The following is a 24,252-nucleotide window of genomic DNA, read 5'->3' as shown; positions in this document are numbered from 1 at the left end:
GTCCTCGAAGGCATCAACAACCGCATCAAGGTCATCAAGCGGATGGCCTACGGTTTCCGGGATGACGCCTACTTCTTTCTCAAGATCCGCGCCGCTTACCCCGGAATTCCGTGATGAACCTTTCGTTTGGCGGGGGGGGCCGCACGCCGCACAAGACCGCGGTCAGAGCAGATCGCGCCAAAATGGATTCGCGCCGCGGTCCCATTTTGGCGCGTGACTCGGCTCTAAAATCATTATGTAGAGCCGAGTCGCGTTCGAAATCGGCTCAAGAGCGCCGCGAAAACGCCGGCCCCGCGCCCATCACGGCGTGGCCCGGGAGGGCTTGCCCCGGGAGGACCGAGCCGCCGCGCCGGGGACGACCCGCGCGCGGGATCAGGCGTGGGACAGGGTGCAAAACACGACGGGCGGGGGTGTGACCTACACCCCCGCCCGTGGGGCCCCTTCCGGTCGGGCTCCGCCCTCCCTGCAGGAGCCCCAGGGGCGGTCCACACACCGCAGGCGATCCACTTAAAATCCGCCAACCGCTGTCTCGACGACTCCGGCCACCTCTGTCATCGGCACCTTCTCCCCGTCTCGGGACGGCGGCTGGGTTGGCACCATCCGCTCCCTGACCCTGGACGCGCGGGTCCGGTTCGTCCCCAACGACAGCCGCGAGACCGACCGGGCGCCCGCCTTCCGCGTCATGATCGCCGGCCACCGCATCGGCGATGCCTGGGCCGCGCGGTCCAAGGCCGAGCCGCCGCGCGATTACCTGCGCGTCCGGCTCGACGACCCCGGCCTGCCCGGCCCCATCACCGCCGCCCTGCTCCCGGACGACGGCGGCGAAACAGCCAACCTGGCGTGGAGCCGGAAGGGGCGGGGGTGACCGGGGGAAAAGCCGGCTGGGGGTGTCCGGCCAGTCCGCCCCAGATGCTCGATGTAGAGGTCTGTCACCTGTGGCGAGCATGTGCCCGAAAGTGGCACCCCTTGATGGGACCGTCAGGCCAGGGATCGGCGGACCCCGCCGACCGATCCCGATCTTCGATGAGCCGTCAAGGGAAGGACCCGCCCCCATGCCGAACCGCTTCATCTCCGTTGCGTCCGTTGCCACCCTGTCGGCCGCGCTGGCCCTGGCCGGCTGCGCCAGCAGCAGCGAGAACATCGCCGCCGCCTATGTTTCGCCCAACCAATATGCCAACTATTCGTGCGACCAGATCCGAGAGGAACAGGGGCGCGTCGGCACCCGCGTCCGCCAACTGGCCGGCGACGTGGACGACAACGCCACCGGCGATGCCGTCGCCATGGGCGTTGGCATGATCCTGTTCTGGCCGGCGCTGTTCTTCATCGAGGGCGATGGTCCGGAGGCCAACGAATACGCCCGCCTGAAGGGCGAGCATGAGGCATTGCAAAAGGCCGCGATCGAGCACAACTGCACGATTCCCACCAGGACGCCGCCGGCCGCGATGCCCGAGGCCGAAACCGCAGACACGGACCCGGACACGGGGGCGCGCTGAACCCGGCTGCAAGCGCCGGGCCGCCAGGACAGGGTTGCGCGGCCCGGCTCCTTGCCGCTATGGTTCACGCGTTGGTGACGGGGCGCGCGCCACGCAGCCCCCTTCAGGAAACGAGAGACCCACCGTGCTTCAGGCATTCGGCACCTATCGCGCCAGACGGCGCCTCGCGACACCGGCCGCCCCCGCGCGCTGGTCCGTCGGCCTGCCGTCATCACGCCTGTACCTGCACCCGATCGGGGAGGTCGCGTCACCCTAGCGCTGAGAGTCCATCACCAGCGCGAGCCCGCGCCAGATCACCCCGTTCGGCTGCTCCGGACGGGGTTTTTCGTTGCCCGCCCCGTCCTCCCGGCATCGCCCCCGGGCAACGACCAATCCCCAAACCAATCATCACCTCAGGGGCCCCAGGTGGGCCGCGGTCCCGTCCTCCGCGCGTCCCGGTTCGAGTCCGGCTCCCCCGTCCCAAGACCGGGAGAACGACCATGAGCAAGACTGCTGCCAGCATCACCTTTTCCGAACACGGCGCCGGAATCCGCGCCTGGACCACCGGCGTCCCCGTCGAGGCCGCCGCCGAGGAGCAGGCGCGCAACGTCGCCGCTCTGCCCTGTGTGGCCGGCCCCGTCGCCCTGATGCCCGACGTTCATTGGGGCATGGGGGCCACCGTCGGCTCCGTCATTCCCACCGCCAAGGCCATCATCCCGGCTGCCGTCGGGGTGGACATCGGCTGCGGCATGATGGCCGTCCAGACCACCGCGCGGGCCGCCGACCTACCCGACTCCCTCGCGCCGGTGCGCTCCGCCATCGAGGCCGCCGTCCCCCACGGTCGCACCGGCCGGGGCGATGCCGCCAGCGACCGGGGCGCCTGGGGTGACGTGCCCGACGGCATCGGCCGCGCCTTCGCCGCCGCGCCCTATCGCCAGGGCACGTTGGCCGACGGCCTGGCCGAGATCGTGGAGCGTCATCCCAAGCTAAAGCGCGCCAACAGCGTCCACCACCTGGGCACGCTGGGCACCGGCAACCACTTCATCGAGCTGTGCCTCGATGAGGAGGACCGGGTCTGGATCATGCTGCATTCCGGCTCGCGCGGGATCGGCAACCAGATCGGCCGGTATTTCATTGAACTGGCCAAGGAGGACATGCGGCGTTGGTTCATCACCCTGCCCGACGCCAACCTGGCCTACCTGCCGGAGGGGACGGAGCACTTCATCGACTACGTCAAGGCGCTGACCTGGGCGCAGGCCTTCGCGGCGCTGAACCGGGCGGTGATGATGGAGCGGGTGTTCGACGTGCTGGCCGCGCGGTTGCCGGGGCTGGCGCGGGGGGAGGTGGCGGTCAACTGCCACCACAACTACGCCACGCGCGAACATCACCTGGGCCGGGACCTGTGGATCACGCGCAAGGGCGCGGTGCGCGCCGGCAAGGGCGAGCTGGGCATCATCCCCGGCTCGATGGGGGCGCGGTCCTTCATCGTGCGCGGCAAGGGCCATCCGGCGTCGTACTGTTCGTGCTCCCACGGGGCCGGGCGGGCGATGTCGCGCACCGAGGCCCGCAAACGCTTCACCGTAGCCGACCACACGGCGGCGACCGAGGGCGTGGAGTGCCGCAAGGATGACGCCGTGATCGACGAGACGCCAATGGCCTACAAGGACATCGACGCCGTCATGGCGGCCCAGAGCGATCTGGTGGAGGTGGTCCACACCCTGCGCCAGGTGGTCTGCGTGAAGGGGTGAGCAAAGCTGCGGCGGTGGATGAGACCGGTTCTGACCCACCGCCGCGTTATGCTGGCACACTGCAGCTACGCCGGAGGCGAAAACCATGACAGAACATGAAGATGCGGACATCCCTACCAACGAGGGCCATGGAGATCACTGGGCCTGCCTGTTCCGGGACATCGAAACGACGGTGACGGCGCACCTCCCGCAGGTCGTCTCCGAGGGGAGTCTCTTGGGCGTTGCCGAACCCGCCCCGATCATGGGGGAGGCCACGGCCGGTATCTGGTGGCCTGGACAGGCCAACCGAGGAACGCTTGCTCTCGTGGCAATCAACGCCAGGAACGAGGACGGCACGCCGGGAAACCTCTTCATGTCCGCGTATCCGGCGGTGCTGGACGGTCCGATCCAGCCTCTGACCATTCAGGAAGTCCTGCCCTGGAGTAACGGGATCGAGGGCTTGGTGCGTGCCACTTTCCCGGAGGAAGGCGGCAGTGGACCCGAGATCGCCTTTTTCGACACTCTGTTCTATCTCAACCGTGACCGCTATCGGCCCGGCCTGACGTTGCCGTTCCGTCTGGCCGCGTTTGCTCATTGGGCACAGGTCGTTCACCCCGAACCGGTCGTGATCGACAACCCGGAGACCATCGCGGCGATGCGCAAGGGAACGGAGCACGAGGGTGATATGTCGCCGATCGACGTCATCATGTCGGGCGCAGCCATCCTGTTTCCCCGAGATGACCTGTCTCCGGACGACGCCGAGGCGCAGGGGCCTGTTCGGGCCGTCGACCATGTGTTGTGGGCCGGGGTGCCGCTGATCTGTTGCCGGATCACGGTCGTGCGCCTCCTCGACCGTGAGGACGAGGATATCGACATCCCGGTTCTGATCGCGCCCCATGCCTGGAAGACCGAGGAGCGGCCGGAGCCGGGCAACGACCTCCAGGCGCTCATCTGGATTCAAGGGTGTCTGGCGGACAATCCAGCGGTCAGCGGGGCTGAGGGCGTTGCGCCAAATGGCTGACCGCTCCCGCCCGGGAAACACAATCAATGAACAATGCGCGAGGTCGGCCTGATCCAGGATCCCGTCGAGTCTTCGGTTCCAGAAACCAGGGCCCCCGGCAGGCAGGCGGCCTCGGCGGCGGCGATGGCGGCGATCAGGGCCTCCACGCGATGGGCCAGGGCGGGGGCCTCCGCGCCCACGGCCTGTGTCTTGAGGTCGGCCACCCGAAAGCCAAGCGGACGGCGTCCGGAGAGAAATGCGGGCTGATTGTCAACGGGCCCTAGATGGAGACCGGCCGACCCGTGAACGGATGGCATGGGTCGGCCGGTTGGCGTGACCCGACGCGGGGGCGCCGCGCGGGTCACGGGCGCCGCGAGCCGCGCTCCAGCAGGGCGAAGAAGGCGATCGTCAGGATCAGGATGATCACCAGGAGGAAGAAGGCGGCGGCCGCCCCCTCGTTCAGCGACAACCCCAGGAAGGCACGCCGGTACGCGAACAGGCTCAACACCTCGGTGGCGGTGCCGGGGCCGCCGCGCGTCAGCACGTAGGGCAGGTCGTAGGTCCGGAATTCGTTGATCAGCTGGATCACGATGGCAATGGCCGCGACCGGTCGCAGCATCGGCAGGGTGATGAAGAAGAACCGGTACAGCGCGCCGGCGCCGTCCACCTCCGCGGCCTCGTAGACGTCGCGGGGCAGGGCCGCCAGGCCGGCGGCGAGGATCAGCACCACGAATGAGGTCTGCTGCCAGATGTCCACGGTTGCCATGGTCCAGAAGGCGAGGTCCGGATGACCGAGCCAGTCGAGCCGGGGCAGGCCCATCGACTCCAGGAGATGGTTGGCGATGCCGAGGTTGGGTTGCAGCAGCATGCGCCAGATCAACGCGACGCTGATCGGCGACATGGCCATGGGGATGGTGATGATGGCGAAGTAGAGAGGCTTGGCGCGCACCACGCTCTGCAGCATGACCGCGATGCCGAGCCCGATCACGAACTCGCCGGTCACGGTCAGGACGGAGTACCGGATGGTGAGCACCAGCGAGTCCCAGAACAGGGGATCGGCGAGCAGCACCGCGAAGTTGTCCAGACCCGTCAGCGGGGTCAACTGCGGGTGCAGGAGGGTCATGGAGGAGACCGCCATGATGATCGCGTAGACCAGCGGAAAGCCCATCACGATCGTCAGCATGGACAAGCCTGGTGCGGCGAAGGCCCAGCCGATCCGCCATTCCCGTCCGAAGCGTTCCATGGCACCCAGTCCTTCTTCCGGTGTGCCGCAGCCGGTGTGGCGATGCCGACCGGCTGCGGTCCCCGACCTTCTTAGCGGGCCATCAGCTTTTCGAGGCCTTCGGCCGCGGTTGTGATGGCGTCGTCAACCGATGTCTCGCCGGTGGCGGCGAGGGACAGTTGCGTGCCCAGGATGTTCTGGTACTGGGCGCTGTAGGTGAACACCGGGAAGGCCTTGCCCGACGCCACCACCTGGGCGGCGATGTCGTAGTAGGGGTACTTGGCCACCACGGCGGGGTCGGCGAACACGTCGGAGCGCACCGGGGCGTGGCCGTCCAGGGCGCGCGCGATCGAGGCTTCCTTGCCCTGAATCCATGTGATGAACTGCCAGGCGGCCTCCTTCTCGGCGTCGGAGACGTTCTTGGGGATGCCCCAGCCCCAGCCGCCGCTCTCGCCATGGCCGCCCGGCATGACGGCGATCCCAACCTTGCCGGCCACCGCCGGGCAGGCCTCGGGGTCGTCGATCTGGGCCAGCATCCACCAGTAGGAGACCATGCTGAAGGCATCACCGGCGCACATCAGGCGCATGGTGTCGTCCAGGGTCGCCGAGAGCGCGCCCTGCTGTGCCCCGTTCTTGATGTTGTCGATGTACAGGGACAGGGCCGTGCGGGCTTCCGGGCTGTCCAGGACCACCGTGCCGTTGTCCAGGTAGGCGCCGCCGGCGGAGAAGAGATAGTTGGAGAATTCCATGGAGTTGGGGTCGCCGCGCTGTGCCTGCATGGCGGCGCCGGCGATCCCGGCCTCGGCCTTCATGAATTTCGACAGGGCGACATAGTCCGCCAGGGTGGCGGGCGGCGCCAGGTCTTTTCCGGTCTGCGCCGTGTACGCCGCCCGCAGCGCCGGGTCTTCCATGAGGTCGGTGCGGTAGAGCAGCCCCATGGAGTAGTTGTACTTGGGCAGGACGTAGAGGCCGTCATCGTAGGGGTTGAGGAGGTCGACCATGGAGGGAATGAAGGGCTCCATGTCGAACCCGCTGGCCTCGATGTAGGGCGTCAGGTCGGTCAGCCAGCCGGCCGCCGGGAACGAGCCGGCCCACAGGAAGTCAACCGCCAGGAGGTTATAGTAGCTGTTCGAGGACACAAGCTGCGGCACCAGCTTGTCGTGCATGTCCGGATAGCCGATCTTTTGAAACTCAACCTCGATTCCGGTCTGTTCCGTGAATTCCGGTAGCATCTTCTCGACGATGGTCGTTTCCGGCACGTCTTCCATCAGGGCGCGCAGGACGACATCTTCCGCAAAGGCCTGGCCGGGCAGGCCGACCAGGGCCAGGGCGACCGCTGCGACCGCGGTTTGTGTCTGCAGTCCGCGTGAAACCGGGTTCATCATGCTCCGTTTCTCCTCTGCGGACGGCGCCACGGGGCAGCCCGTGGCCCGTCGACATGCGCGGTCAGGGGGCTACTTGACGCTCCCCAGGGTGAGGCCCTCGACGATGAAGCGCTGGATGAAGCGCGAGGCGATCATCAGGGGCAGCACGGCCAGGACGACACCCGCGGCGACATCGCCGATCTGGATGCCGTTGGACGTTTGCAGGGCGGCCAGGGCGACGGGGATCGTCGCCGTGTTCGGTCCGCTCAGGATCAGGGCGAACAGGAACTCGTTCCAGGCCAGGATGAAGCCCAGGACCCCGGCGGCGGCCAGGCCGGGCAGCGAGACCGGCAGGACGACCCGCCAGAACGCGCCCCAGGCCGTCGCGCCGTCGGTCATGGCCGCCCATTCCAGGTCGACGGGGATTCCCTTGAAGAACCCCATCAGGATCCAGGTCAGGAACGGCAGGTTGAGCGCGGCGTAGGCCAGGATCAGACCGGTCAGGGTGTTGGACAGATCCAGGGTCTGGAACATCTGGAAGATCGGCAGGGCGATCACCACCGGCGGCAGCATCTGGGTGGCCAGGACGCTGAAACGCGCCACCGCACCCCCGGTGGTAAAGCGGGCGAAGGCGTAGCCCGTGGCCGCCGCGAAGGGCAGCGCCAGCAGCACCGACCCCGTCGCCACCACCAGGCTGTTCAGGTAGGAGCGCGGGAACCGGCCCGAGAACAGCGACTCGAAATTGACCAGGGACAGGGGAGCCGACAGGTCGGTGCTGTAGGACAGGGAGGGCGGCAGCAGGCTGACGCGCAGCACCCACAGCAGCGGCAGCAGGATCACCAGACAGACGAGGATGAGCAGCGCGTGGGTCAGAAGGAGCCGGAGTCCCGATCCGCGTCCTTGGCCGGCACTATCGGTCATCTCGAGCCCTCCTATCTCGGGGCGTCCAGGGGCGGTCGGGGAATGACGGCCCCGGTCTCGGGGTCGAAGAGATGCATGGACAGCAGATCCGGATAGAGGGTGACCGTCTCGCCGGTGCGGGCCCGCGCCTGCCGGCCCAGTCGGGCAGTGATCTCGGGCAGGGCTCCGGAGGCGGTCGGCTGGGCCACCAGGTTGGTCTCCGCCCCCAGGGCCTCGAGGGCGACCACCTGCACCTCGAAGCCCTGTTGGGTCGGCGCGGGGGGCTGCTCGTGGATATCCTCGGGGCGCAGGCCGAATGTGACCGGGCGTCCGGCGACCGCGCGATAGGCGGGCACGTGGCGCTCGGGCACGGCCAGGCGGATGGCCTCGCCCAGCTTGACGGTGAGGCCGTCGCCGTCGACCTCCAGGTGCGCCGGCAGCAGGTTCATCGGCGGTGAGGACAGGAAGCGGGCGACGAAGGTGTCGACCGGGTTGGCGTACACCTCGAGCGGCGGCCCGCTCTGGATCAGGCGCCCCTCGCGCATGATGCAGATGCGGTCGCCCATGGTCATGGCCTCGATCTGGTCATGGGTGACATGGATGATCGTACGGCCCAGCCGGCGGTGCAGCTTCACCAGTTCCAGCCGCATTTCCGCCCGCAGCTGGGCATCCAGATTGGACAGCGGCTCGTCGAACAGGAACACCTTGGGTTCGCGGACGATGGCGCGCCCCAGGGCGACCCGTTGCCGCTGGCCGCCCGACAGGGCGGCGGGCTTGCGGGTCAGCAGATGCGACAGCCCCAGCAGGTCGGCCGCCCGATCGACGCGGGTGGCGATCTCCCGGCGGGGCATCTTCCGCATCTTGAGACCGAAGGCCATGTTGGCCGCGACGGTCATGTGCGGATAGAGCGCATAGCTTTGGAAGACGACCGCCACGTCTCGGTCGCGCGGGGGAACGCCGACCATGCTCTGGTCCCCGATGAGCAGGTCGCCGGAGGTGACGGACTCCAGGCCGGCAATCAGGCGCAGCGTCGTGGATTTGCCGCACCCGGAGGGCCCCAGGAAGATGACGAATTCTCCGTCCCGGATCTTGAGGTCGATGTCGCGCACGCCATACAGACCGTTGGGGTAGCGCTTTGACACGCCTCGCAATTCAATCGATGCCATGGGCCCATGCTTCTGCGAGGGTGGCTCCGGGTCTTGCGAACATCAAACAGATGCAAACAAATGAGTGCGTCTGACTGAACGTCCGCATTCCGCTCTGATCAGGTCATATAAACACCGCCGGTGACATTGATGCCTTGACCGGTCATAAAGCGGGCCTGATCCGAACACAGGAAGACCACCACGTCTGCCACGTCTTCGGGTGTCTCCAGACGGCCGAGGGGGGTCTGGGAGACGTAGTCGTCCAGCACCTGCTCCGGGGTGATTCCCCGCAGTTCGGCTTCCCACTGGACCTCGCGCCCCTGCATGCCGGTCTTGACGTAGCCCGGGCAGACCGCGTTGACGCGGATGCCCTTGGGGCCGAGTTCCCGTGCCAGCGCCTGGGTCCAGCCGAGGACGGCGAACTTGCTGGCGGAATAGTGGGCGAGAAACGGTGCCCCAACCTTGGAGGCCAGGGAGGCGGTGTTGACGATGCAGCCTGTCCCCGTGGCGAGGAAATGCCGGGCGGCGATCTGATTGGACAGGAAGACGCCGCGGGTGTTGACTTCCATGTTGAAATCCCAGTCCTCGTCCGTCAGGTCGAGGGCAGACTTCATGGAGGAGACGCCGGCATTGGCGATCAGGATATCGCAGCCACCCAGAGTCTCGAGCACGTGGCGGAACGCGGCGTCCACCGAGGTGCGGGAGCGGACGTCGAGGGCCACGGATGTCGCCGTGGCGCCCAGGTCCTGCGCCACCGCGGCGGCGCCGTCGGCGTTCAGGTCGCCGACAGCCACGCGCACGCCGCGGGCGGCGAGGGCGGTCGCGATGGCGCGTCCGATTCCGGTTGCGCCTCCGGTGATGAAGGCGCGCTGCCCATCCAGGTCCGCGTAGGGGGAAGACACGGTACGCATGGTCAAGCCTTTCGGTCCGATGCTACCCACAAACCATAACAAACGCAAACTCACTTCACAACGGTAAAATATGTTTGAATATGTTCGAGTGAGGGCCTATGCTGTCACGCAGAGGGTGGCAGAGTGGCGGCCGACCGGCGGATCCGGTTCCGGCCGTGGCCATGGTGGCCGGTGCCGCCCGCACGGCTGACCCCTGGTCCGGCCATGGCGGAGAGCGTGAGGGCTCCCATGGAGAAAGCGGAGCAGATGACCGTCCCAGAGCATGACTCGCAGCCGGAAAAACGGCGACCGCAGCGGCCTTTGCCGCAGGAGCGCCATCGTCTCATCGTGGCCGCGCTGGAGGCCGACGGGGCCGTTCACGTCTCGGAGCTCGCGCCCCGACTCGCCGTGTCGGAAATGACCATTCGCCGTGACCTGGTGGAGCTGGAGCGGGGCGGGCTGCTGACGCGAACTCACGGCGGGGCGCTGCCCGTGGCCACGGCAACGCCGGTTGTCGTGGATGAGCAGGAGCCCACCTTCGCCGCGCGGCTGCAGCGGGAGCACGAGGCCAAGGCGGCCATCGCCGCCATGGCGGCGCGCATGGTGCGCAAGTGTCGCGCCACGGCCATCGACGTCGGCACCACGACCTACAGGATGGCCGATTTTATGGACCTGCCGCGCCACGCCAAGGTGTTCACCAACAGCGTCCGGCTGGCCGGGCGCCTGGTGGAGACCTCGGCCGAAATCTATCTGGCCGGCGGCAAGGTGCGGCCGATCGAACAGGCGGTTGTGGGACCCACCGCCATTGCCCAGTTCGAGCGCCTCTGGTTCGACATCGCCATCATCGGCGTCGCCGGCATCACGCCCAACGGCCTGTTCGACTACGCCTTTGAGGAGGTGGACGTGAAGCGGGTCTACATCCAGCGGGCCCAGCGTCGCGTCGTCCTCTGCGACGCCTCGAAGTTCCACCGTGTCTCCCTGGTGCAGGTGGCGCAGCTCCACGAGGTGACCACCCTCATCACCAACGCAGAGCCGCCCGCCGATCTGCGCGCCGCCCTGGATGCGGCGCGGGTCGATGTGCGGATCGCCCCCCCGGTCGTGGATCCCCTGGACACGACGTTGGGGACCCGAGATCCGGGTCCCAGCTTGTAGAAAAGGAACCGAAGGATGGTGTTCGACGTCTTTGGCGACCGCAAGAAGGTCGTGATCGCCATGGCGCACATCGGTGCCCTGCCTGGGGCACCCCTGTATGACGCCGACGGCGGCTTGGACAAGCTGATTGAGAACGTGCTGGCCGATGTCGAAAAGCTTCAGGCCGGAGGCGTGGACGCCATCATGTTCGGCAACGAGAACGACCGGCCCTACGTGTTCAAGGGCCGGCCGGAGGCCATCGCGGGCATGACGGCGGTGGTGCAGGCGGTCAAGCCGGCGCTGAAGGTGCCGTTCGGCGTCAACTACCTGTGGGATCCGCTGTCCAGCGTGGCCATCGGCGCCGTCACCGGGGCGGCATTCGTACGCGAGATCTTCACCGGACTGTTCGCCTCGGACATGGGACTGTGGGAGCCCGACTGCGCCACGGCCGCGCGCCTGCGCCACGACCTGCGGCGCGATGACATGAAGATGCTGTTCAACATCAATGCCGAGTTCGCGCACTCCCTGGATCAGCGTCCCATCGAGCTGCGCGCCCGCAGCGCCGTGTTCTCGTCGCTCGCCGACGCGATCCTGGTGTCCGGGCCATTGACCGGTCAGGCGGCGGACCAGTCGGATCTTCGCAAGGTCTGCGAGACCGTCACCACGGTGCCCGTGTTCGCCAACACCGGCGTCAACATCAACAACGTCGGCGACATCCTCAGCCTGGCCTCCGGGGTGGTGATCGGCACCCACTTCAAGGTCGATGGCGATACCTGGAAGCCCGTGGACGGCGACCGGGTGTCCCGCTTCATGGACGTGGTCAATGGTCTTCGCTGAGGGTCTTCGCTGAGGGTCTTCGTTGAGGGCCTTCGCTGAGGGCCGGCGGCCGCGCCCCCGCGGCCGCCACCACATTTGCCGTGCCTCTGCTGGAGGGCCGTCATGTCCGTCGTTCTTGGCCTCGATATCGGCACCACATCGACCATTGGAATCCTGATCCGGCCGGAGGGGGAGGTGCTGGCCATGGCCAGCCGGCCCGTCTCCCTCAACTCGCCTCATGCGGGCTGGGCAGAGGAGGACCCCGCCCAGTGGTGGGACAACTGCGGCGCCATCATCGGCGAGCTGCTGGCCACGGCCGGCCTGGCGCCGGCGGCGGTGGCCGCGGTCGGCGTAACCGGAATGCTGCCGGCGGTGGTGCTGCTCGATGCCGAGGGCGCGGTCATCCGGCCCAGCATCCAGCAGAGCGACGGCCGGTGCGGGGAACAGGTCGCCGCCCTGCGCGCGGCCAATGACCCGGCCGCCTTCCTCGCCCGCACCGGCAACGGCATCAACCAGCAGCTCGTCGCGGCCAAGCTGCGCTGGATCGAGCAGCACGAGCCGGACGCGTTCGCGCGTATCGCTACGGTCATGGGCTCGTACGACTACATCAATTACCGTCTCACCGGAGACCGCGCCATCGAGCAGAACTGGGCGCTGGAGGCCGGGTTCGTCGACGTGGCCTCGGCCACGGTGGCCGACGACCTGGTGGCGCTGGCGCATGTGCCGCGCACCGCCATCCCGCGCCGGGTCGTCTCGCACGAGATCCTGGGGCGGGTGTCGGCGCGCGGCGCGGCCGAATCCGGGCTGGCGGAAGGGACCCCCGTGGTCGGGGGGGCGGCGGACATCGTCGCCTCGTCGCTGGCCGCCGGTGTGGTCGCGCCGGGCGACGTGCTGCTCAAGTTCGGCGGCGCGGTCGACATCATGACGGCGACCGACCGGGTGGTGCCGGATCCGCGGCTGTACCTGGACCATCACCTGGTGCCGGGCCTGTTCATGCCGAACGGGTGCATGTCCACCGGCGGTTCGGCGCTCAACTGGTTCATCGCCACCTTCGCCGGGGCGGAGGCCGCGGCGGCCAAGGCGGCCGGCCGGTCGGTGCACGCCGTCCTGGACGGGCTGGCGGCCGCCCGCCCGGCCGGCGCCGACGGGCTGACCATCCTGCCGTACTTCCTGGGCGAGAAGACCCCGATCCACGATCCGGCGGCGCGGGGCGTGTTCGAGGGCCTCACCCTGTCACATGACCTCGGCCACATGTGGCGGGCGCTGCTGGAGGCCTATGCCTATGCCCTGCGCCACCACGTCGAGGTGCTGCGGGACATCGGCCATCCGGCCGAGCGCTTCATCGTCTCCGACGGCGGCTCGCAGAGCGACGTCTGGATGGGCATCGTGGCCGACGTGTTGCAGGCCCCGGTCCAGCGCCTGACCGGTCATCCGGGGTCCTGCATCGGTGCAGCCTGGGCCGCGGTGATGGGGCTGGGGCTGTCGGACGACTGGTCCGGGATCACCCGCTTCGTGACCTTCGGCACTGTCCTTGACCCGGATCCGGCCAATGCCGCCGTGTACGAGCCCGGCTATGCGCACTATCGCGACCTGTATCGCCGCCTTTATCAGCCCCCCGCCGCAACACCCGCCCCAACCGCCCCAACCGCGACGGATTCCGCATGACCGCCTTTGACTCTCCGCCAAAGGCCGTGGCCTGGGATGTCGACGGTACCCTCGTGGACAGCGAGCCGCTGCATCACCGCGCGCTGCTCAGCGCCGGGGTGTGCTTCGGAGCCGACCTGTCCGACCTGCCGGACCAGGCCTTCCGGGGCGTGCACATGGACGATGTCTGGGTCACGCTCCGGGACCGCTTCCCGGCGTCGCTCGACAAGGCGGCGTGGCTGGAGCATATCGGGGCCTTCTATGTTACCCACAGCGCCGAGGTGATCCCCGTTCCCGGCGCCGTCGAGGCGGTCCGGAGGCTGCACGCGTTGGGGATTCCCCAGGCCTGCGTGTCGAACTCCGAGCGGCGCGTCGTCGATGCCAACCTGGCGGCGCTCGGCGTCCTCGACCGGATCGCGTTCTCGATCGCCCTGGACGACGTGACCGCCGGCAAGCCGTCGCCCGAGCCCTACCAACGGGCGGCGGCGCGGCTTGGCATTCCCCCCGCCGACATCGTGGCGGTCGAGGACAGCAACACCGGGCTGGCGTCGGCCGCGTCGGCCGGACTGCGGACGGTGGGCCTGCAACACCCGGGCGAGGCCGCGCTGCATGCGGCGGTGATTGTCGCGACTCCGGTCCGGATCCTGGATTTCTTCGAACGGACCCCGGCGGCCTGATCCGCGACGGCCGGGTCGGACGGGGGGGCGGCCGGTCGGCGCACGCCTCGACTTGACCCCGTTGCCCGGGATGCTGTTATTCGACAGCATGGCGGTCGCGCATGCACCGGACAGGGCCGCCCGGCCGCTGCCGCAGGGTGCCGGCCCGTCTCTCGGGTAACGCTGCACGACCGGGCGCGGCTCGGTCGTGGTTTCGGAGGAGATCCATGAAGAACCTGATGCTTTTCGCGGCCCTGACCGTTTCGGCGGTCGGCCTGGGCGCCGGCACGGCGCAAAGCAGCGAGATCGACCCCACCACGCTGCGTCTGGCGCATGTGGTGAACGAGCAGGATGGCTTTCACCATGCCGCGATGAAGTTCCAGGACCTGGTGGCGGAGCGGTCCGGGGGCGCCATCAGCGTCGAGATCTTCCCCAACGCCACGCTGGGCGACGAGCGCACGCTGCTCGAGGGCATGCAGATCGGCACCGTCGACATGGGGGTCATCACCAACGGGCCGGTTTCCAACTTCCTCGAAGACATGGCGGTGTTCGAACTGCCGTTCCTGTTCCCGTCGCGCGAGGCCGCCTATGCGGTGCTCGACGGTGCCGTGGGTCAGGAACTGCTGGACCGGCTGTCCGAGGTCAACCTCAAGGGCCTGGCCTATGCCGAGCGCGGTTTCCGCAACCTGACCAACAGCCAGCGTCCGATCCACAATCCCGGCGACCTGGACGGCCTGCGCATCCGCGTCATGGAGAACCCGGTCTACATCGACACCTTCCGCGCACTGGGGGCCGACGCCATCCCCATGGCCTGGACCGAGGCCCTGACTGCCATGCAGCAGGGCACCATCGACGGCCAGGAAAATCCGGTCAACGTCGTCCATGCCTTCAAGCTCGACGAGACCCAGACCCACATGACCATGACACGCCATACCTATGCGCCGGCGCTGTTTGTCATGGGCCTGCCGGTGTGGGCGGGCCTGTCCGAGGAGGCCCGGGAAATCGTGGTGGAGTCGGCGCGTGAGGCCGCCGCCTACGAGCGCCAGCTCAATGCCGAAATGGAGGATCAGCAGCTCGCCGATCTGCGCGCCCGCGGCATGGAAATCGTCGCGGACGCCGATCTGGCCGCCTTCAGTGCCGCCGTGGCCCCGGTCTATGAGACCTATGGCGAGCGGTTCGGCCCGTACCTGGAGCGTATCCGGGCGGAGTTGGACTGAGGTCTGATCGGGGGGGAACCTGACATGCTGACCTGGCTGGCCCGGTTCGACCAGGCGGTCGGCGCCGTCCTTAAGCCCGTGGTGTTCGTGGGCATGGTGGCGCTGATTGCGGTGATCACGCTACAGATCGTCTCGCGGGTCTTCTTCACCAGCGTGAGCTGGACCGAGGAGGTCGCGCGCTTCCTGCTGATCTGGATCACCTTCCTGGGGGCGGCGCTGGCCTTTCAGCAGGGGCGGCACATCGCCGTGACCGTGGTCACGGACCTGCTGCCGCCTCGTCTGTACCGCCTTGTCGCCGTGGCCGCGCAGCTTGTGGCCCTGGCCTTCCTGGTCTCGCTGGCGGTCATCGGCTATCGCTACATGCTGTTGCAGGGGTTCCAGAAGTCGCCGTCGCTGCGGCTGTCGATGACCTATGTCTACGCTGTCATGCCGGCCTGTTCGGCGGTCATGGCGCTGCTGTGCGTGTCGGACCTGCTGCGCATCCTGGCCGGCGCCGACCCACGCCAGCCGCAGGCCCGGCGGGGGACCGAGACATGAGCCTGGTCCTGGCCGCGCTGTTCGTCGTTTTCCTGCTGCTCGGTCTGCCGATCGCGCTGGCGATCGGGAGCGCCACCATGGCCGCGCTGCACCTGGAGAGCATGCCGCTGATGGCGGTGCCGCAGCAGATGTTCGCCGGCATCAACTCTTTCGCCCTGGTGGCCGTGCCGATGTTCGTGCTGGCCGGTGACGTGATGGCCCAGGGTCAGGTCAGCCGGCGGCTGGTGGCGTTCGCCGACAGCCTGTTCGGCTTCCTCAAGGGCGGGTTGTCGATCGCCTCGATCCTGGCCGGTATGTTCTTTGCCGCGATCTCCGGCTCCGGGGCCGCGACCACTGCGGCGGTCGGCTCCAGCCTGGTGCCTGAACTCAAGCGCAAGGGCTATGATCCGGCCGCCGCCGCCAGCCTGATCGCGGCCAGCGGTACCATCGGTGTCGTCATCCCGCCGTCGGTGCCGATGATCATCTACGCGGTGATCGCGCAGGAATCGGTGGCCGCGCTGTTCCTGAGCGGCGTGATTCCGGGCCTGGCGATGGGGCTGGGGCTGGGGCTGATCGCCATCCTGCAGGCGTATCGGCGCGCCTATCCGCACGGCACGGCCTTTTCCCTGCGGACCATCGGCCGCACCTTCGTTTCCGCGAGCTGGGGGCTGGTGACGCCGGTGATCATCCTGGGCGGCATCTTCTCCGGCGTCTTCACGCCCAGCGAAGCCGCCGTGGTGGCCGTGAACTACGCCATCCTGGTGTCGCTGTTCGTCTACCGGGACCAGACCCTGGCCGACCTGTACCACCTGGTCGTGCGCGCCGGGGTGACCACGGCGGTGATCATGTTCGTGATCTCCGCCTCCGCCGTGTTGAGCTGGACCCTGTCGAGCTGGCAGGTGCCCGGGGCCATTGCCGCCTTCGTGCTGTCGCTGTCGACCAACACCGCGGTGCTCCTGCTCCTGATCCTGGCGCTGATTCTGGTGACCGGCGTGTTCATCGAGACCGCCTCGGCCCTGATCATCCTGACCCCGATCCTGCTGCCGCTGGCGCTGCAGCTCGGTCTCGACCCGGTGCATTTCGGGGTGGTCCTGGTGGTGGGCCTGGCCATCGGCATGGTCACCCCGCCGGTGGCGATCAACCTGTTCGTGGCTTCGTCGATCACCGCTCTGCCGCTGGAGCGCATCGCGCGCGCGGTGCTGCCGTATCTGGCGGTACTGATTGCGGTGCTGCTGCTGGTCGCCTACCTGCCGCTGCTGATCTAGCAGGCTGCGGAAAAGCCCGAACGTGGCCTGTTGTCGTCACTTTGCGAAAGCAGGGGCCAATATGCAGTAGGGGCTAGCGGCTCGAAACCCTGCATATGGGGTGCGGCTTTTGCGAAAGCGGTGGCACATCATTTTTCCGCAGCCTGCTAGACGCGGCGGCGGCGCCGCCGGGCCGCGTCCCGCTCATGCGGGGATCGGCGGGCCACTACAGCCGATTGCGACAAACCGGAATCGCGGCACGACTTCGGTTTGTCGCGATAGAGCGGAACGCCCGAATACGGAATCGCATGGTGATTTCGAATTCGGGCGTTCCGCTCTGAAACCAACAGATCGCGCCGATTCGCGCTCGAAATCGGCCCCACCCCGGTGGTTCCGATTTCGAGCGATCGGCGCTAATCGGCTGAGAATCATATAGTTAGCGCGGATTCACGCGATCAATCCGAACCACGGCGTGTTTTCGATTGATCGCGATCCGCGCTAAGCGGCGGACTGTAGACCACGATCAGCTTCAGCGGCTCCGGCCCGACGGAGATCACTTCGTGCGCCACCCCGGGCGGAATGCGCACGACGTGGCCGGGCCCGCAGTCCTGCGCCGGGGCCTCGCCCAGGCGCACCGTCGCCCGCCCGTTCAGGATGACGATGGCCTGGAATTCCGTGTCGTGCCGATGGGGCGCGGCGCTCCCGCCCGGCTCGATGAGTCCCAGCACCATGTCCACCGTGTCGGTCAGGCCCGGGTCGATCAGGCGCCGGTTCACGGTGCCCGAATGTCCCGGCGGGGCGTAGGTCGGTAGCGTGTCCAGATGGACGATGAACGGGGGGGACGACCCGGCGGCGGGCGGGGTGGGGGGCGGCGTGTCCGGCATGGCTGGGTCTCCCTCTTGGTGTCAGGCCTCCCTAGTCAGTTCAGGGTTGCACCGCTCTGCGCCGGCTGCAATACTAAAAATGAAGCGCCATTTCAAACAGTGAAACAAAAACAGCGCTGACAGGTTGAAACGTCCTGGAGACTACGATGAGCATGCAGACAAACGCATGGCGTGCCGCGCTGGCCGCCATGGTGGCAGCGGGTGTTTCCATGGCCGGTGCGGCCCGCGCCGAGACGGTCCTGACGTTCGCGGACTCGTTCCCCGACGGCCACTATCTGGCCGAGGAGGGCATGAAGTACTGGATGCAGCGCGCGGAAGAGCTGTCCGACGGGGCCATTTCCTGGACCTACTTCCCCGCCGGGCAGATCGCCAAGGCCGGCGGGATTCTGACGGCGGTGCGCGACGGCCGCGTCGACGCCGGTTACGTCGGCATCGGCTACTTCTCCGACAAGCTGCCGCTGAACAGCGTCTCCATGCTGCCCGGCATGGCGCCCACGGCGGGGGCCGGATCGCCCGGCTACTGGGCGATGCTGAAGGCGGACGGCCCGCTGCGTCAGGAATTCCTCGACAGCAACGCGGTGCCCATGATGGGCGTGATGCTCGACCCCTATCAGATGGTCATGGCCACCCCGCCGCTGACCACCCCGGAGGACTTCGTGGGCAAGAAGGTCCGCTCCGGCGGCGGGGCCATGAACCTGACGCTGGAAAGCCTGGGCGCGACCCCGGTGGCGATGCCGGCGCCGGACATGTACGTGGCGATGGAGCGCGGCACCGTGGACGGCACGCTGTTCGCCATCAACAGCGTCAAACCCTATCGGGTCGATGAGTTGACGGAATCGGTCAGCACCAACGGCCCGTTCGGGACGTTCGTCATCACCATCGCGATCAACAAGGAGACCTTCGAGGGTCTCGCGCCCGCGGAGCAGGAGGCCTTGCGCCAGGCCGGCGAGGAGACGGTAACCCACCTGGCCAACTATGTGGACGCGAACGTGGGCAAGCGGCTGGAGGAGTTCCGGGCGCAGGGCATCACCGTCTACGACTTCCCGCCCGACGTGGTGACCGTGCTGGAAGAGGCACTGACGGAGGCAGAGGCCGACTGGGTGCGGCGCATGTCCGATCGCGGGCTGCCGGCGGCGGAGGTTCTGGCCGACTTCAAGCGGCGCATGCAGCCCTAACCGGGGTGCGCCTGGCCGGGCGCAGGGGCCGGGCGGCGCACCCCGCGCTGCCCTGCGCTCCGCGCCCGACCGCACCATTTTCCCCGTCCCGGAGGTTTCGGATGCACCATCCAGAAGAGGACGTCGTCTATCCTGCCCCCGTGTTCCGTCTCCTCGATGCCGGGCTGCTGCGGCTCGAACACGCGGCGGCGGCCGTGGGCGTGCTGGGGCTGGCGGCCATCATGCTGCTGGTCTCGGCCGATGCCCTCGGGCGCTACTTCTTCAACGCCCCGGTGCAGTTCCAGTACGAGCTGACCAGCCACTACATCATGGGCATGACCTCTCTGGTGGCGCTGTCCTGGGGCGTGCGCCGCGGCGCCCACATCCGGATCGGCTTCATCGACCAGGTGGTGGGCGAGCGGCTGCGCGGGATCCTGTTCGGGATCAACTTCCTGATCGCCGCCGTCACCATGGCCGTGATCTGCGTCTATGCCGCCGGCGAGGCCTGGCACGCCTGGGTCAACGCCGATCTCTTCTTCGGCGTCGTCGACTGGCCGGTCTGGCTGGCCCGCATCTGGGTGCCGCTGGGCTGCGGGCTGCTGTGCCTGCGCCTGGTGCTGGACGGCGTGATGGTCCTGATCGACCCCCAGCACGCCCGCGTGCTCGGCACCTCAACCGACCCCGACACGGAAGTGGACGCCGTCTAGGCCGCATCTGCGGCCCGTGGCATCCCCTGCCTCGAGAGAAGGAAGGCCCCCATGAGCCTCGTTATCGGGATCGGCGGACTGATCCTGTTCCTGATCCTGGGCATGCCCATCGGCTTTGCCCTGGCCACGTCGGGTGCGCTCGGCCTGGCCGCGCACATGGGCCCCGGCATCGTCGGACCGCTCATGGCCGAGACGTTCTTCGAGCACTCCTCGGCCTACCTGCTGCTGACCATTCCGATGTTCGTGCTGATGTCGGAATACCTGTCGGCCAGCGGCATCGCCCGCGATATCGTCCAGACCAGCTACCGCTGGATCGGGCGCCTGCCCGGCGGCCTGGGGATTGCCTGCGTTGCCGCCAGCGCCATGATGGCGGCGGTGATCGGCTCCAGCACGGCGTCCGCGGCGACCATGTCCACGGCCGCATTCCCCAACATGAAGCGGTTGCAGTATCACCCCCGGGTGGCCGCCGGCATCATCGCCATCTCGGGAACGCTGGCGATCATGATCCCGCCCAGCATCATCCTGGTCATCTACGGCATCCTGACCGAGCAGAGCATCGGCAAGCTGCTGATCGCCGGTATCGTGCCCGGGCTGCTGACCATGGCCGGTTATACCCTGGTGATCGTCTGGATCGCCCTGCGTCGGCCCGACATGATGCCGCGCGCGCCCAGCTTCGACCTGCGCGCCGCGATGCGGTCAATGCTGACGGTGTGGCCGATCCTGCTGCTGATCGTGGTGGTCATCGGCAGCCTGTACGGCGGGGTGGCGACGCCCACGGAGATCGGCGCCGTGGGGTCGCTGTTCGCGCTGGCGATCGTGCTGGCGCTGCGCCGGCTGAATGGCGGCACCCTGCGCGCGGCGATGGAGAACACGCTGCGCACCTATATGATGATCATCATGATCATCCTGGGCGCGATGGTGTTCGGATACTTCATGACCTATACCCAGGTCACCCAGGATCTGGTGCGTGCGGTGGTCGAGGCGGACCTGCCGCCATGGGGCATCCTGCTGCTGCTGCTGCTGGTCTATCTGCTGCTGGGCTGTTTCCTGGATCAGATCGCCATCCTGGTGCTGACGGTGCCGCTGACCTTTCCGATCGTCTCGGCGCTGGGCTTCGACGGCATCTGGTATGGAATCATCATCACCAAGACGGTGGAGATCGGCCTGGTCACGCCGCCCCTGGGTCTGAACGTGTATGTCACCTCGTCGGTGACCCGGGTGCCGCTGGGCGAGGCATTCAAGGGCGTGCTGCCGTTCCTGGTGGTGGAACTGGTGCTGCTGGCCATCCTGGTGACGTGGCCGGGCCTGACGCTGTGGCTGCCCGGGCAGATGCAGTGACCGGGGCGAAGCCGCGTAGGATGCGGGCGCGGGCCGGGAGCGGCCCGCGCCGGCCGGAGACCGGGGTGCGGCGGGGGGCGCGCGAGGCCGTGGTGCTGTCGCTGGTGTACTTCGTGTTCGCCGCCAGCTTCGGCAACTACGCGGTCACCGAGTTCGGCCTGCCGCCGTGGTACGCGGCCGGGACCACCATCCTGGCCTATGGCATCCAGGCCCAGATTGCCGCCTTCAAGGCCATGCAGGCGGGCGAGAACCTGGTCTGGATCGTGCTTCTGGTGCTGGCGGTGAACGTGCGTTTCATGCTGATGTCGGCGTCCATGGCGGCCCGCTTCCGGGACCTGCCGCTGCTCGGCCAACTCGCGGCCAGTCATCTCGTTGCCAACGGTTCGTTCGCCGCCGCGGCGCGCCACGAGCGCGTCACCGGCGACCGCAGCGCGGGTTACTTTCTCGGGTTTGCGGCCACCGTCTATGCGGTGTTCGCCCTGGGGGCGCTTGTCGGTGCGCTGATGGGGGCGGTGCTGCCGCCATCGGTCCAGAGCGTGACGGGCTTTGTGCTGCCGGCCTTCCTGCTGGCGATGATCGCCACCACCCTTCCGTACCGGGCCGTCTTTACCCTGGGGCTCGTGGCCGGCGCCGCCGCGCTGACCCTGTGGCTGGCGCAGACCCTGTCGGCCTCCGCGGCGCTGCTGATCGCGCCGGCCCTTGTTGCCACCGCTGCCGTCGGCGTGGACCATGCTGTCCGGCGCCGCTGATCCGCTGGCCGTGGCCGCCGTGCTGGTCGGCGTGACCTTCGTCCTGCGGGCGCTGCCCGTGGTGCTGCTGACGCGTTTCACCTTGCCTGCGGTGGTGGACCGCTGGCTGCGCTATGCGGGCGATGCCGTGGTGGTGTCGTTCGTGATGCTGATCTGCTTCTTCGACACCGGGACCGGGCGGGCGGCCTTCGATACGGCGGCGGCGGTCGCGCTGCTGTGCACCGGTGTGCTGTGCGCCTGGACGCGCGGGCCGTTCGCCGGTATCGCCGTGGGGACCGCGGTCTATGGTCTGCTGACGGCCCTCGGCGTCTGAAACCAGCCCCGGACTTCACCGGACCTTGTCAAAGGCTGCTGGCACGACCGGGGCCGGGTCGGCTCGTCAGGGGCGCGGCGCGGTCTCCGCCAGACCGGCCGCCAGCCGCGCCGCCGTCTCGCGCAGCGGCGGCAGGATCCCTGCAACGAAGGTGTTCAGGTCGATGGCGCTGCGCAGGGCCATCGCGTTGACCGAGCCGAACACCCGGTCGCCGGCGCGGATCGGTACCGCGACGGCCCAGATCGCCTTGTCGTAGCGTTGGGTACACAGGGTCTCGTCGATGACCGCATAGCCCTGGCCGACCACGTCGTCCACCAGCGCGCGCAGGACGGCCGGGTCGCGGGCCGGGGCGTCCCAGGGATCGGGGGAGGCGGCCAGGCGTGCCGCGGCCGCTGTGCGCACCGCGGCCGGCGCGTGGCAGATGAACGCGCGCCCCAGGGCGGTGCCGAACAGCGGGGCGCGCGCACCCACCTGGCGGTTGAACGACAGCGTGCCGAAGGCGCGGCTGGTGAGGACGATGATCATGGCGTCCTCGTCGAACACCCCCACGTCCGATGGCCACCCGATGCTGCGGCGGAACTCGCCCATGATCGGGTCGGCGATCTCGGCGACGCGCCGGTGCAGGTCGTAGCCCGAGGCGAGCAGCAGCACGCGGCCCGTCGGGTGGTACTTCGCCTCGTTGTGGCTGCGGGCGATGTAGCCCTCGTGTTCCAGTGTCTCCAGCATGCGCACGATGGTGGCCTTGTGCAGGCCGGTCTCCGCGTGCACCTGGCCGACGGACGCTGTGCCGAGCTGGTTGACGGTCCGCAGGACATCGAGCCCGCGGGTCAGGGCGGTTACCGGATTGAAGGATGCCATACGCCTTCGGGTCTCGTCGTGACGGCAGCTCCGGAAGGAGGCCGGAGTGTCTGAGTGTACACTGCCGGCGCTCTGTGCACAGGGGGGATGATCTTTCGGATTATCGCGCCCTCTGATTGAAGCGGCGACCGACCAGCGCGGCGGCGATGTTGACCTTCTGGATGTCGATGGTGCCGCCGGCGATGCCCCAACCCCAGCCATCGCGGAACCGCTGTTCCATGGGATACTCGGTCGAATAGCCATAGCCGCCCAGGAGCTGCATCGCCGTGCCGCAGACGGTGCGGACCATCTCGTTGGCGAAGCACTTGGCGATGGAGCTGTCGGCCACCGACGGAAAACCACCCTCGGCGCGGCTGACGGCACGGTGGATCAACAGGCGGGCGGCCTCCACCTGCATGGCCATGTCGGCCAGCTTGAGCTGGACCGCCTGGAAGTCGACGATCGGTTTGCCGAACTGGTGCCGCTCCTGGACATAGGTCAGGGCGTCCTCCAGGGCGGCGGCCGCGAGTCCCAGGCACATGGTGGCATTGCCGCAGCGCTCCAGGTCGAAGGCTTCCATCATGCGACCGAAGCCGCCGGCGGGGACGATGACGTTTCCGGCCGGCACCGTAACGTCGTCGAAGTGGATGTCTGCGCTGGCAATGCCGCGGAAGCCCATCAGGCGCTCGGGCGGGCCGAACGACAGGCCGTCGGTGTCGGCATCAACGTAAACGGCGCCGAGCCCCTTGGCCCCGGGCGCATCCGACAGGCGACAGTAGACCACATAGCCGTCGGCGTGTCCGCCGCCGCTGCACCAGCGTTTCATGCCGGACAGGCGGACCTGGTCGCCGTCTACGACGGCGCGGGTGCGCAGGTCGGTCAGCGCGCTGCCGGCGTCCGGCTCCGACATGGCGACGGCGATGACCCGCTCGCCGCGGCAGACGGCGGGCAGCAGGCGGGCCTTCAGGGGTTCGGGCGCGAACCGCTCGACGGCCTTCACCGGCCCCACGCAGCTTTCGAAAATCGGGAACGCCACCGCCGGGTGTATCTTGGCGAATGCCTCGATCACCAGGACCGCGTCCAGGTCACTGAGGCCCAGGCCCCCGTAGGCCGGATCAATGTTGAGGCCGAGAAAGCCCATCTCGGCGTAGCGGGACAGCCAGGCCCTGTCGAGGGGGGCGCCGGTGCGTTCAAGGTTGCGCGCCACCGGCGTCATCTCCCGTGTGGCGAATGCCTGCGCCGTCTCCTGCAACCGAACCTGATCCTCGCTGAGCGCGAAATCCATGATGCCGTCTCCTCCGTTTCATATAATGAAACACTCTTTCA

26 protein-coding genes are annotated in these 24,252 nt (G+C 68.1%); 17 read left to right on the top strand and 9 right to left on the bottom strand.

Translation table 11 applies throughout. The features are described 5' to 3' along the window. From GGD88_RS08125 to GGD88_RS08105, 5 genes are all read left to right on the top strand, one after another. Positions 1-114: transposase (locus GGD88_RS08125; protein WP_184433960.1), on the top strand; the 114-nt coding region annotated here is incomplete at its 5' end. 439 nt (positions 115-553) lie between these two features. Further along, positions 554-865, top strand: a complete 312-nt coding sequence (locus GGD88_RS08120) for a DUF736 family protein (RefSeq protein ID WP_184433974.1) — start codon at positions 554-556, stop codon at positions 863-865. Between the two features lie 187 nt (positions 866-1,052). After that, complete coding sequence (locus GGD88_RS08115) at positions 1,053-1,493, top strand: hypothetical protein (RefSeq protein ID WP_184433957.1); 441 nt, start codon at positions 1,053-1,055, stop codon at positions 1,491-1,493. A gap of 479 nt (positions 1,494-1,972) precedes the next feature. Further along, on the top strand, positions 1,973-3,220 hold the full coding sequence (locus tag GGD88_RS08110) for an RtcB family protein (RefSeq protein ID WP_184433955.1): 1,248 nt from the start codon (positions 1,973-1,975) through the stop codon (positions 3,218-3,220). A gap of 85 nt (positions 3,221-3,305) precedes the next feature. Continuing rightward, entirely contained in the window at positions 3,306-4,220 is a 915-nt protein-coding gene (locus GGD88_RS08105; protein ID WP_184433952.1) for a hypothetical protein, read from the top strand. A 23-nt stretch (positions 4,221-4,243) separates the two neighbouring features. Here the strand turns inward: GGD88_RS08105 and GGD88_RS08100 are convergent, their stop codons facing one another. The 6 genes from GGD88_RS08100 to GGD88_RS08075 all read right to left on the bottom strand — a co-directional run bounded on the left by GGD88_RS08100 (position 4,244) and on the right by GGD88_RS08075 (position 9,741). Beyond that, the gene (locus GGD88_RS08100; RefSeq protein WP_221237059.1) at positions 4,244-4,423 is read right to left on the bottom strand and encodes a hypothetical protein; all 180 of its coding nucleotides are present in this window, start codon (positions 4,421-4,423) and stop codon (positions 4,244-4,246) included. Between the two features lie 137 nt (positions 4,424-4,560). Continuing rightward, entirely contained in the window at positions 4,561-5,442 is an 882-nt protein-coding gene (locus tag GGD88_RS08095) for a carbohydrate ABC transporter permease (protein WP_184433946.1), read from the bottom strand. 71 nt (positions 5,443-5,513) lie between these two features. Further along, on the bottom strand, positions 5,514-6,806 hold the full coding sequence (locus GGD88_RS08090; protein ID WP_221237058.1) for an extracellular solute-binding protein: 1,293 nt from the start codon (positions 6,804-6,806) through the stop codon (positions 5,514-5,516). A 69-nt stretch (positions 6,807-6,875) separates the two neighbouring features. Then, on the bottom strand, positions 6,876-7,706 hold the full coding sequence (locus tag GGD88_RS08085; protein WP_184433944.1) for a carbohydrate ABC transporter permease: 831 nt from the start codon (positions 7,704-7,706) through the stop codon (positions 6,876-6,878). A gap of 11 nt (positions 7,707-7,717) precedes the next feature. Further along, positions 7,718-8,851: an ABC transporter ATP-binding protein gene (locus GGD88_RS08080; RefSeq protein ID WP_184433941.1), complete on the bottom strand. Its 1,134-nt coding sequence runs from the start codon at positions 8,849-8,851 to the stop codon at positions 7,718-7,720. A gap of 98 nt (positions 8,852-8,949) precedes the next feature. Beyond that, a complete protein-coding gene (locus GGD88_RS08075; RefSeq protein WP_184433939.1) occupies positions 8,950-9,741 on the bottom strand; it encodes an SDR family NAD(P)-dependent oxidoreductase in 792 nt (263 codons plus the stop codon). A gap of 246 nt (positions 9,742-9,987) precedes the next feature. On the opposite strand from GGD88_RS08075, the gene GGD88_RS08070 reads away from it, so the two are divergent. From GGD88_RS08070 to GGD88_RS08040, 7 genes are all read left to right on the top strand, one after another. Continuing rightward, the gene (locus GGD88_RS08070) at positions 9,988-10,872 is read left to right on the top strand and encodes a DeoR/GlpR family DNA-binding transcription regulator (RefSeq protein ID WP_184433936.1); all 885 of its coding nucleotides are present in this window, start codon (positions 9,988-9,990) and stop codon (positions 10,870-10,872) included. A gap of 15 nt (positions 10,873-10,887) precedes the next feature. Continuing rightward, complete coding sequence (locus GGD88_RS08065) at positions 10,888-11,688, top strand: BtpA/SgcQ family protein (RefSeq protein ID WP_184433933.1); 801 nt, start codon at positions 10,888-10,890, stop codon at positions 11,686-11,688. Positions 11,689-11,790: 102 nt separating this feature from the next. Beyond that, positions 11,791-13,332: an FGGY-family carbohydrate kinase gene (locus GGD88_RS08060; protein WP_184433930.1), complete on the top strand. Its 1,542-nt coding sequence runs from the start codon at positions 11,791-11,793 to the stop codon at positions 13,330-13,332. Beyond that, the gene (locus GGD88_RS08055) at positions 13,329-13,988 is read left to right on the top strand and encodes an HAD family hydrolase (protein WP_184433927.1); all 660 of its coding nucleotides are present in this window, start codon (positions 13,329-13,331) and stop codon (positions 13,986-13,988) included. Before GGD88_RS08060 ends, GGD88_RS08055 begins: the two co-directional genes overlap by 4 nt. A gap of 206 nt (positions 13,989-14,194) precedes the next feature. Then, entirely contained in the window at positions 14,195-15,184 is a 990-nt protein-coding gene (locus GGD88_RS08050; RefSeq protein WP_184433924.1) for a TRAP transporter substrate-binding protein, read from the top strand. 24 nt (positions 15,185-15,208) lie between these two features. Beyond that, the gene (locus GGD88_RS08045) at positions 15,209-15,721 is read left to right on the top strand and encodes a TRAP transporter small permease (protein ID WP_184433921.1); all 513 of its coding nucleotides are present in this window, start codon (positions 15,209-15,211) and stop codon (positions 15,719-15,721) included. Then, positions 15,718-16,965 carry a TRAP transporter large permease gene (locus tag GGD88_RS08040; protein ID WP_184433918.1) on the top strand — a complete coding sequence of 416 codons (1,248 nt, stop codon included), beginning with the start codon at positions 15,718-15,720 and terminating at the stop codon, positions 16,963-16,965. Before GGD88_RS08045 ends, GGD88_RS08040 begins: the two co-directional genes overlap by 4 nt. Before the next feature lie 434 nt (positions 16,966-17,399). On the opposite strand, the gene GGD88_RS08035 is transcribed toward GGD88_RS08040, so the two are convergent. Next, on the bottom strand, positions 17,400-17,828 hold the full coding sequence (locus tag GGD88_RS08035) for a cupin domain-containing protein (protein ID WP_184433915.1): 429 nt from the start codon (positions 17,826-17,828) through the stop codon (positions 17,400-17,402). A gap of 146 nt (positions 17,829-17,974) precedes the next feature. On the opposite strand from GGD88_RS08035, the gene GGD88_RS08030 reads away from it, so the two are divergent. The 5 genes from GGD88_RS08030 to GGD88_RS08010 all read left to right on the top strand — a co-directional run bounded on the left by GGD88_RS08030 (position 17,975) and on the right by GGD88_RS08010 (position 22,089). Further along, positions 17,975-19,003 (top strand): TRAP transporter substrate-binding protein, encoded by a 1,029-nt coding sequence (locus tag GGD88_RS08030; RefSeq protein WP_184433912.1) that lies wholly within the window; start codon positions 17,975-17,977, stop codon positions 19,001-19,003. A 101-nt stretch (positions 19,004-19,104) separates the two neighbouring features. Next, a complete protein-coding gene (locus GGD88_RS08025; RefSeq protein WP_184433909.1) occupies positions 19,105-19,689 on the top strand; it encodes a TRAP transporter small permease in 585 nt (194 codons plus the stop codon). 51 nt (positions 19,690-19,740) lie between these two features. Further along, on the top strand, positions 19,741-21,027 hold the full coding sequence (locus GGD88_RS08020; protein ID WP_184433907.1) for a TRAP transporter large permease: 1,287 nt from the start codon (positions 19,741-19,743) through the stop codon (positions 21,025-21,027). A 20-nt stretch (positions 21,028-21,047) separates the two neighbouring features. Continuing rightward, complete coding sequence (locus GGD88_RS08015; protein ID WP_184433904.1) at positions 21,048-21,776, top strand: AzlC family ABC transporter permease; 729 nt, start codon at positions 21,048-21,050, stop codon at positions 21,774-21,776. After that, entirely contained in the window at positions 21,757-22,089 is a 333-nt protein-coding gene (locus tag GGD88_RS08010) for an AzlD domain-containing protein (RefSeq protein WP_184433901.1), read from the top strand. The genes GGD88_RS08015 and GGD88_RS08010 overlap by 20 nt, the downstream gene beginning before the upstream one ends. 66 nt (positions 22,090-22,155) lie before the next feature. On the opposite strand, the gene GGD88_RS08005 is transcribed toward GGD88_RS08010, so the two are convergent. Together GGD88_RS08005 and GGD88_RS08000 are read right to left on the bottom strand one after the other, a co-directional pair. Further along, positions 22,156-22,947 carry a helix-turn-helix domain-containing protein gene (locus GGD88_RS08005; RefSeq protein WP_184433898.1) on the bottom strand — a complete coding sequence of 264 codons (792 nt, stop codon included), beginning with the start codon at positions 22,945-22,947 and terminating at the stop codon, positions 22,156-22,158. Between the two features lie 100 nt (positions 22,948-23,047). Beyond that, the gene (locus tag GGD88_RS08000) at positions 23,048-24,211 is read right to left on the bottom strand and encodes an acyl-CoA dehydrogenase family protein (protein ID WP_184433895.1); all 1,164 of its coding nucleotides are present in this window, start codon (positions 24,209-24,211) and stop codon (positions 23,048-23,050) included. Positions 24,212-24,252: the final 41 nt, after the last annotated feature.

Source organism: Roseospira goensis (assembly GCF_014197795.1).
Lineage (GTDB): Bacteria > Pseudomonadota > Alphaproteobacteria > Rhodospirillales > Rhodospirillaceae > Rhodospira > Rhodospira goensis.
This window is presented reverse-complemented; position numbering and strand designations above follow the sequence as displayed.

Excerpts from the sequence above, each read along its gene's own strand:
- GGD88_RS08020 (WP_184433907.1), top strand. The coding sequence starts at position 19,741 with ATGAGCCTCGTTATCGGGATCGGCGGACTGATCCTGTTCCTGATCCTG.
- GGD88_RS08075 (WP_184433939.1), bottom strand. The coding sequence starts at position 9,741 with ATGCGTACCGTGTCTTCCCCCTACGCGGACCTGGATGGGCAGCGCGCC.
- GGD88_RS08045 (WP_184433921.1), top strand. The coding sequence starts at position 15,209 with ATGCTGACCTGGCTGGCCCGGTTCGACCAGGCGGTCGGCGCCGTCCTT.
- GGD88_RS08040 (WP_184433918.1), top strand. The coding sequence starts at position 15,718 with ATGAGCCTGGTCCTGGCCGCGCTGTTCGTCGTTTTCCTGCTGCTCGGT.
- GGD88_RS08010 (WP_184433901.1), top strand. The coding sequence starts at position 21,757 with ATGCTGTCCGGCGCCGCTGATCCGCTGGCCGTGGCCGCCGTGCTGGTC.
- GGD88_RS08015 (WP_184433904.1), top strand. The coding sequence starts at position 21,048 with ATGCGGGCGCGGGCCGGGAGCGGCCCGCGCCGGCCGGAGACCGGGGTG.
- GGD88_RS08050 (WP_184433924.1), top strand. The coding sequence starts at position 14,195 with ATGAAGAACCTGATGCTTTTCGCGGCCCTGACCGTTTCGGCGGTCGGC.
- GGD88_RS08085 (WP_184433944.1), bottom strand. The coding sequence starts at position 7,706 with ATGACCGATAGTGCCGGCCAAGGACGCGGATCGGGACTCCGGCTCCTT.
- GGD88_RS08115 (WP_184433957.1), top strand. The coding sequence starts at position 1,053 with ATGCCGAACCGCTTCATCTCCGTTGCGTCCGTTGCCACCCTGTCGGCC.
- GGD88_RS08005 (WP_184433898.1), bottom strand. The coding sequence starts at position 22,947 with ATGGCATCCTTCAATCCGGTAACCGCCCTGACCCGCGGGCTCGATGTC.
- GGD88_RS08110 (WP_184433955.1), top strand. The coding sequence starts at position 1,973 with ATGAGCAAGACTGCTGCCAGCATCACCTTTTCCGAACACGGCGCCGGA.
- GGD88_RS08090 (WP_221237058.1), bottom strand. The coding sequence starts at position 6,806 with ATGATGAACCCGGTTTCACGCGGACTGCAGACACAAACCGCGGTCGCA.
- GGD88_RS08105 (WP_184433952.1), top strand. The coding sequence starts at position 3,306 with ATGACAGAACATGAAGATGCGGACATCCCTACCAACGAGGGCCATGGA.
- GGD88_RS08095 (WP_184433946.1), bottom strand. The coding sequence starts at position 5,442 with ATGGAACGCTTCGGACGGGAATGGCGGATCGGCTGGGCCTTCGCCGCA.
- GGD88_RS08030 (WP_184433912.1), top strand. The coding sequence starts at position 17,975 with ATGAGCATGCAGACAAACGCATGGCGTGCCGCGCTGGCCGCCATGGTG.
- GGD88_RS08070 (WP_184433936.1), top strand. The coding sequence starts at position 9,988 with ATGACCGTCCCAGAGCATGACTCGCAGCCGGAAAAACGGCGACCGCAG.
- GGD88_RS08035 (WP_184433915.1), bottom strand. The coding sequence starts at position 17,828 with ATGCCGGACACGCCGCCCCCCACCCCGCCCGCCGCCGGGTCGTCCCCC.
- GGD88_RS08065 (WP_184433933.1), top strand. The coding sequence starts at position 10,888 with ATGGTGTTCGACGTCTTTGGCGACCGCAAGAAGGTCGTGATCGCCATG.
- GGD88_RS08025 (WP_184433909.1), top strand. The coding sequence starts at position 19,105 with ATGCACCATCCAGAAGAGGACGTCGTCTATCCTGCCCCCGTGTTCCGT.
- GGD88_RS08060 (WP_184433930.1), top strand. The coding sequence starts at position 11,791 with ATGTCCGTCGTTCTTGGCCTCGATATCGGCACCACATCGACCATTGGA.
- GGD88_RS08080 (WP_184433941.1), bottom strand. The coding sequence starts at position 8,851 with ATGGCATCGATTGAATTGCGAGGCGTGTCAAAGCGCTACCCCAACGGT.
- GGD88_RS08055 (WP_184433927.1), top strand. The coding sequence starts at position 13,329 with ATGACCGCCTTTGACTCTCCGCCAAAGGCCGTGGCCTGGGATGTCGAC.
- GGD88_RS08000 (WP_184433895.1), bottom strand. The coding sequence starts at position 24,211 with ATGGATTTCGCGCTCAGCGAGGATCAGGTTCGGTTGCAGGAGACGGCG.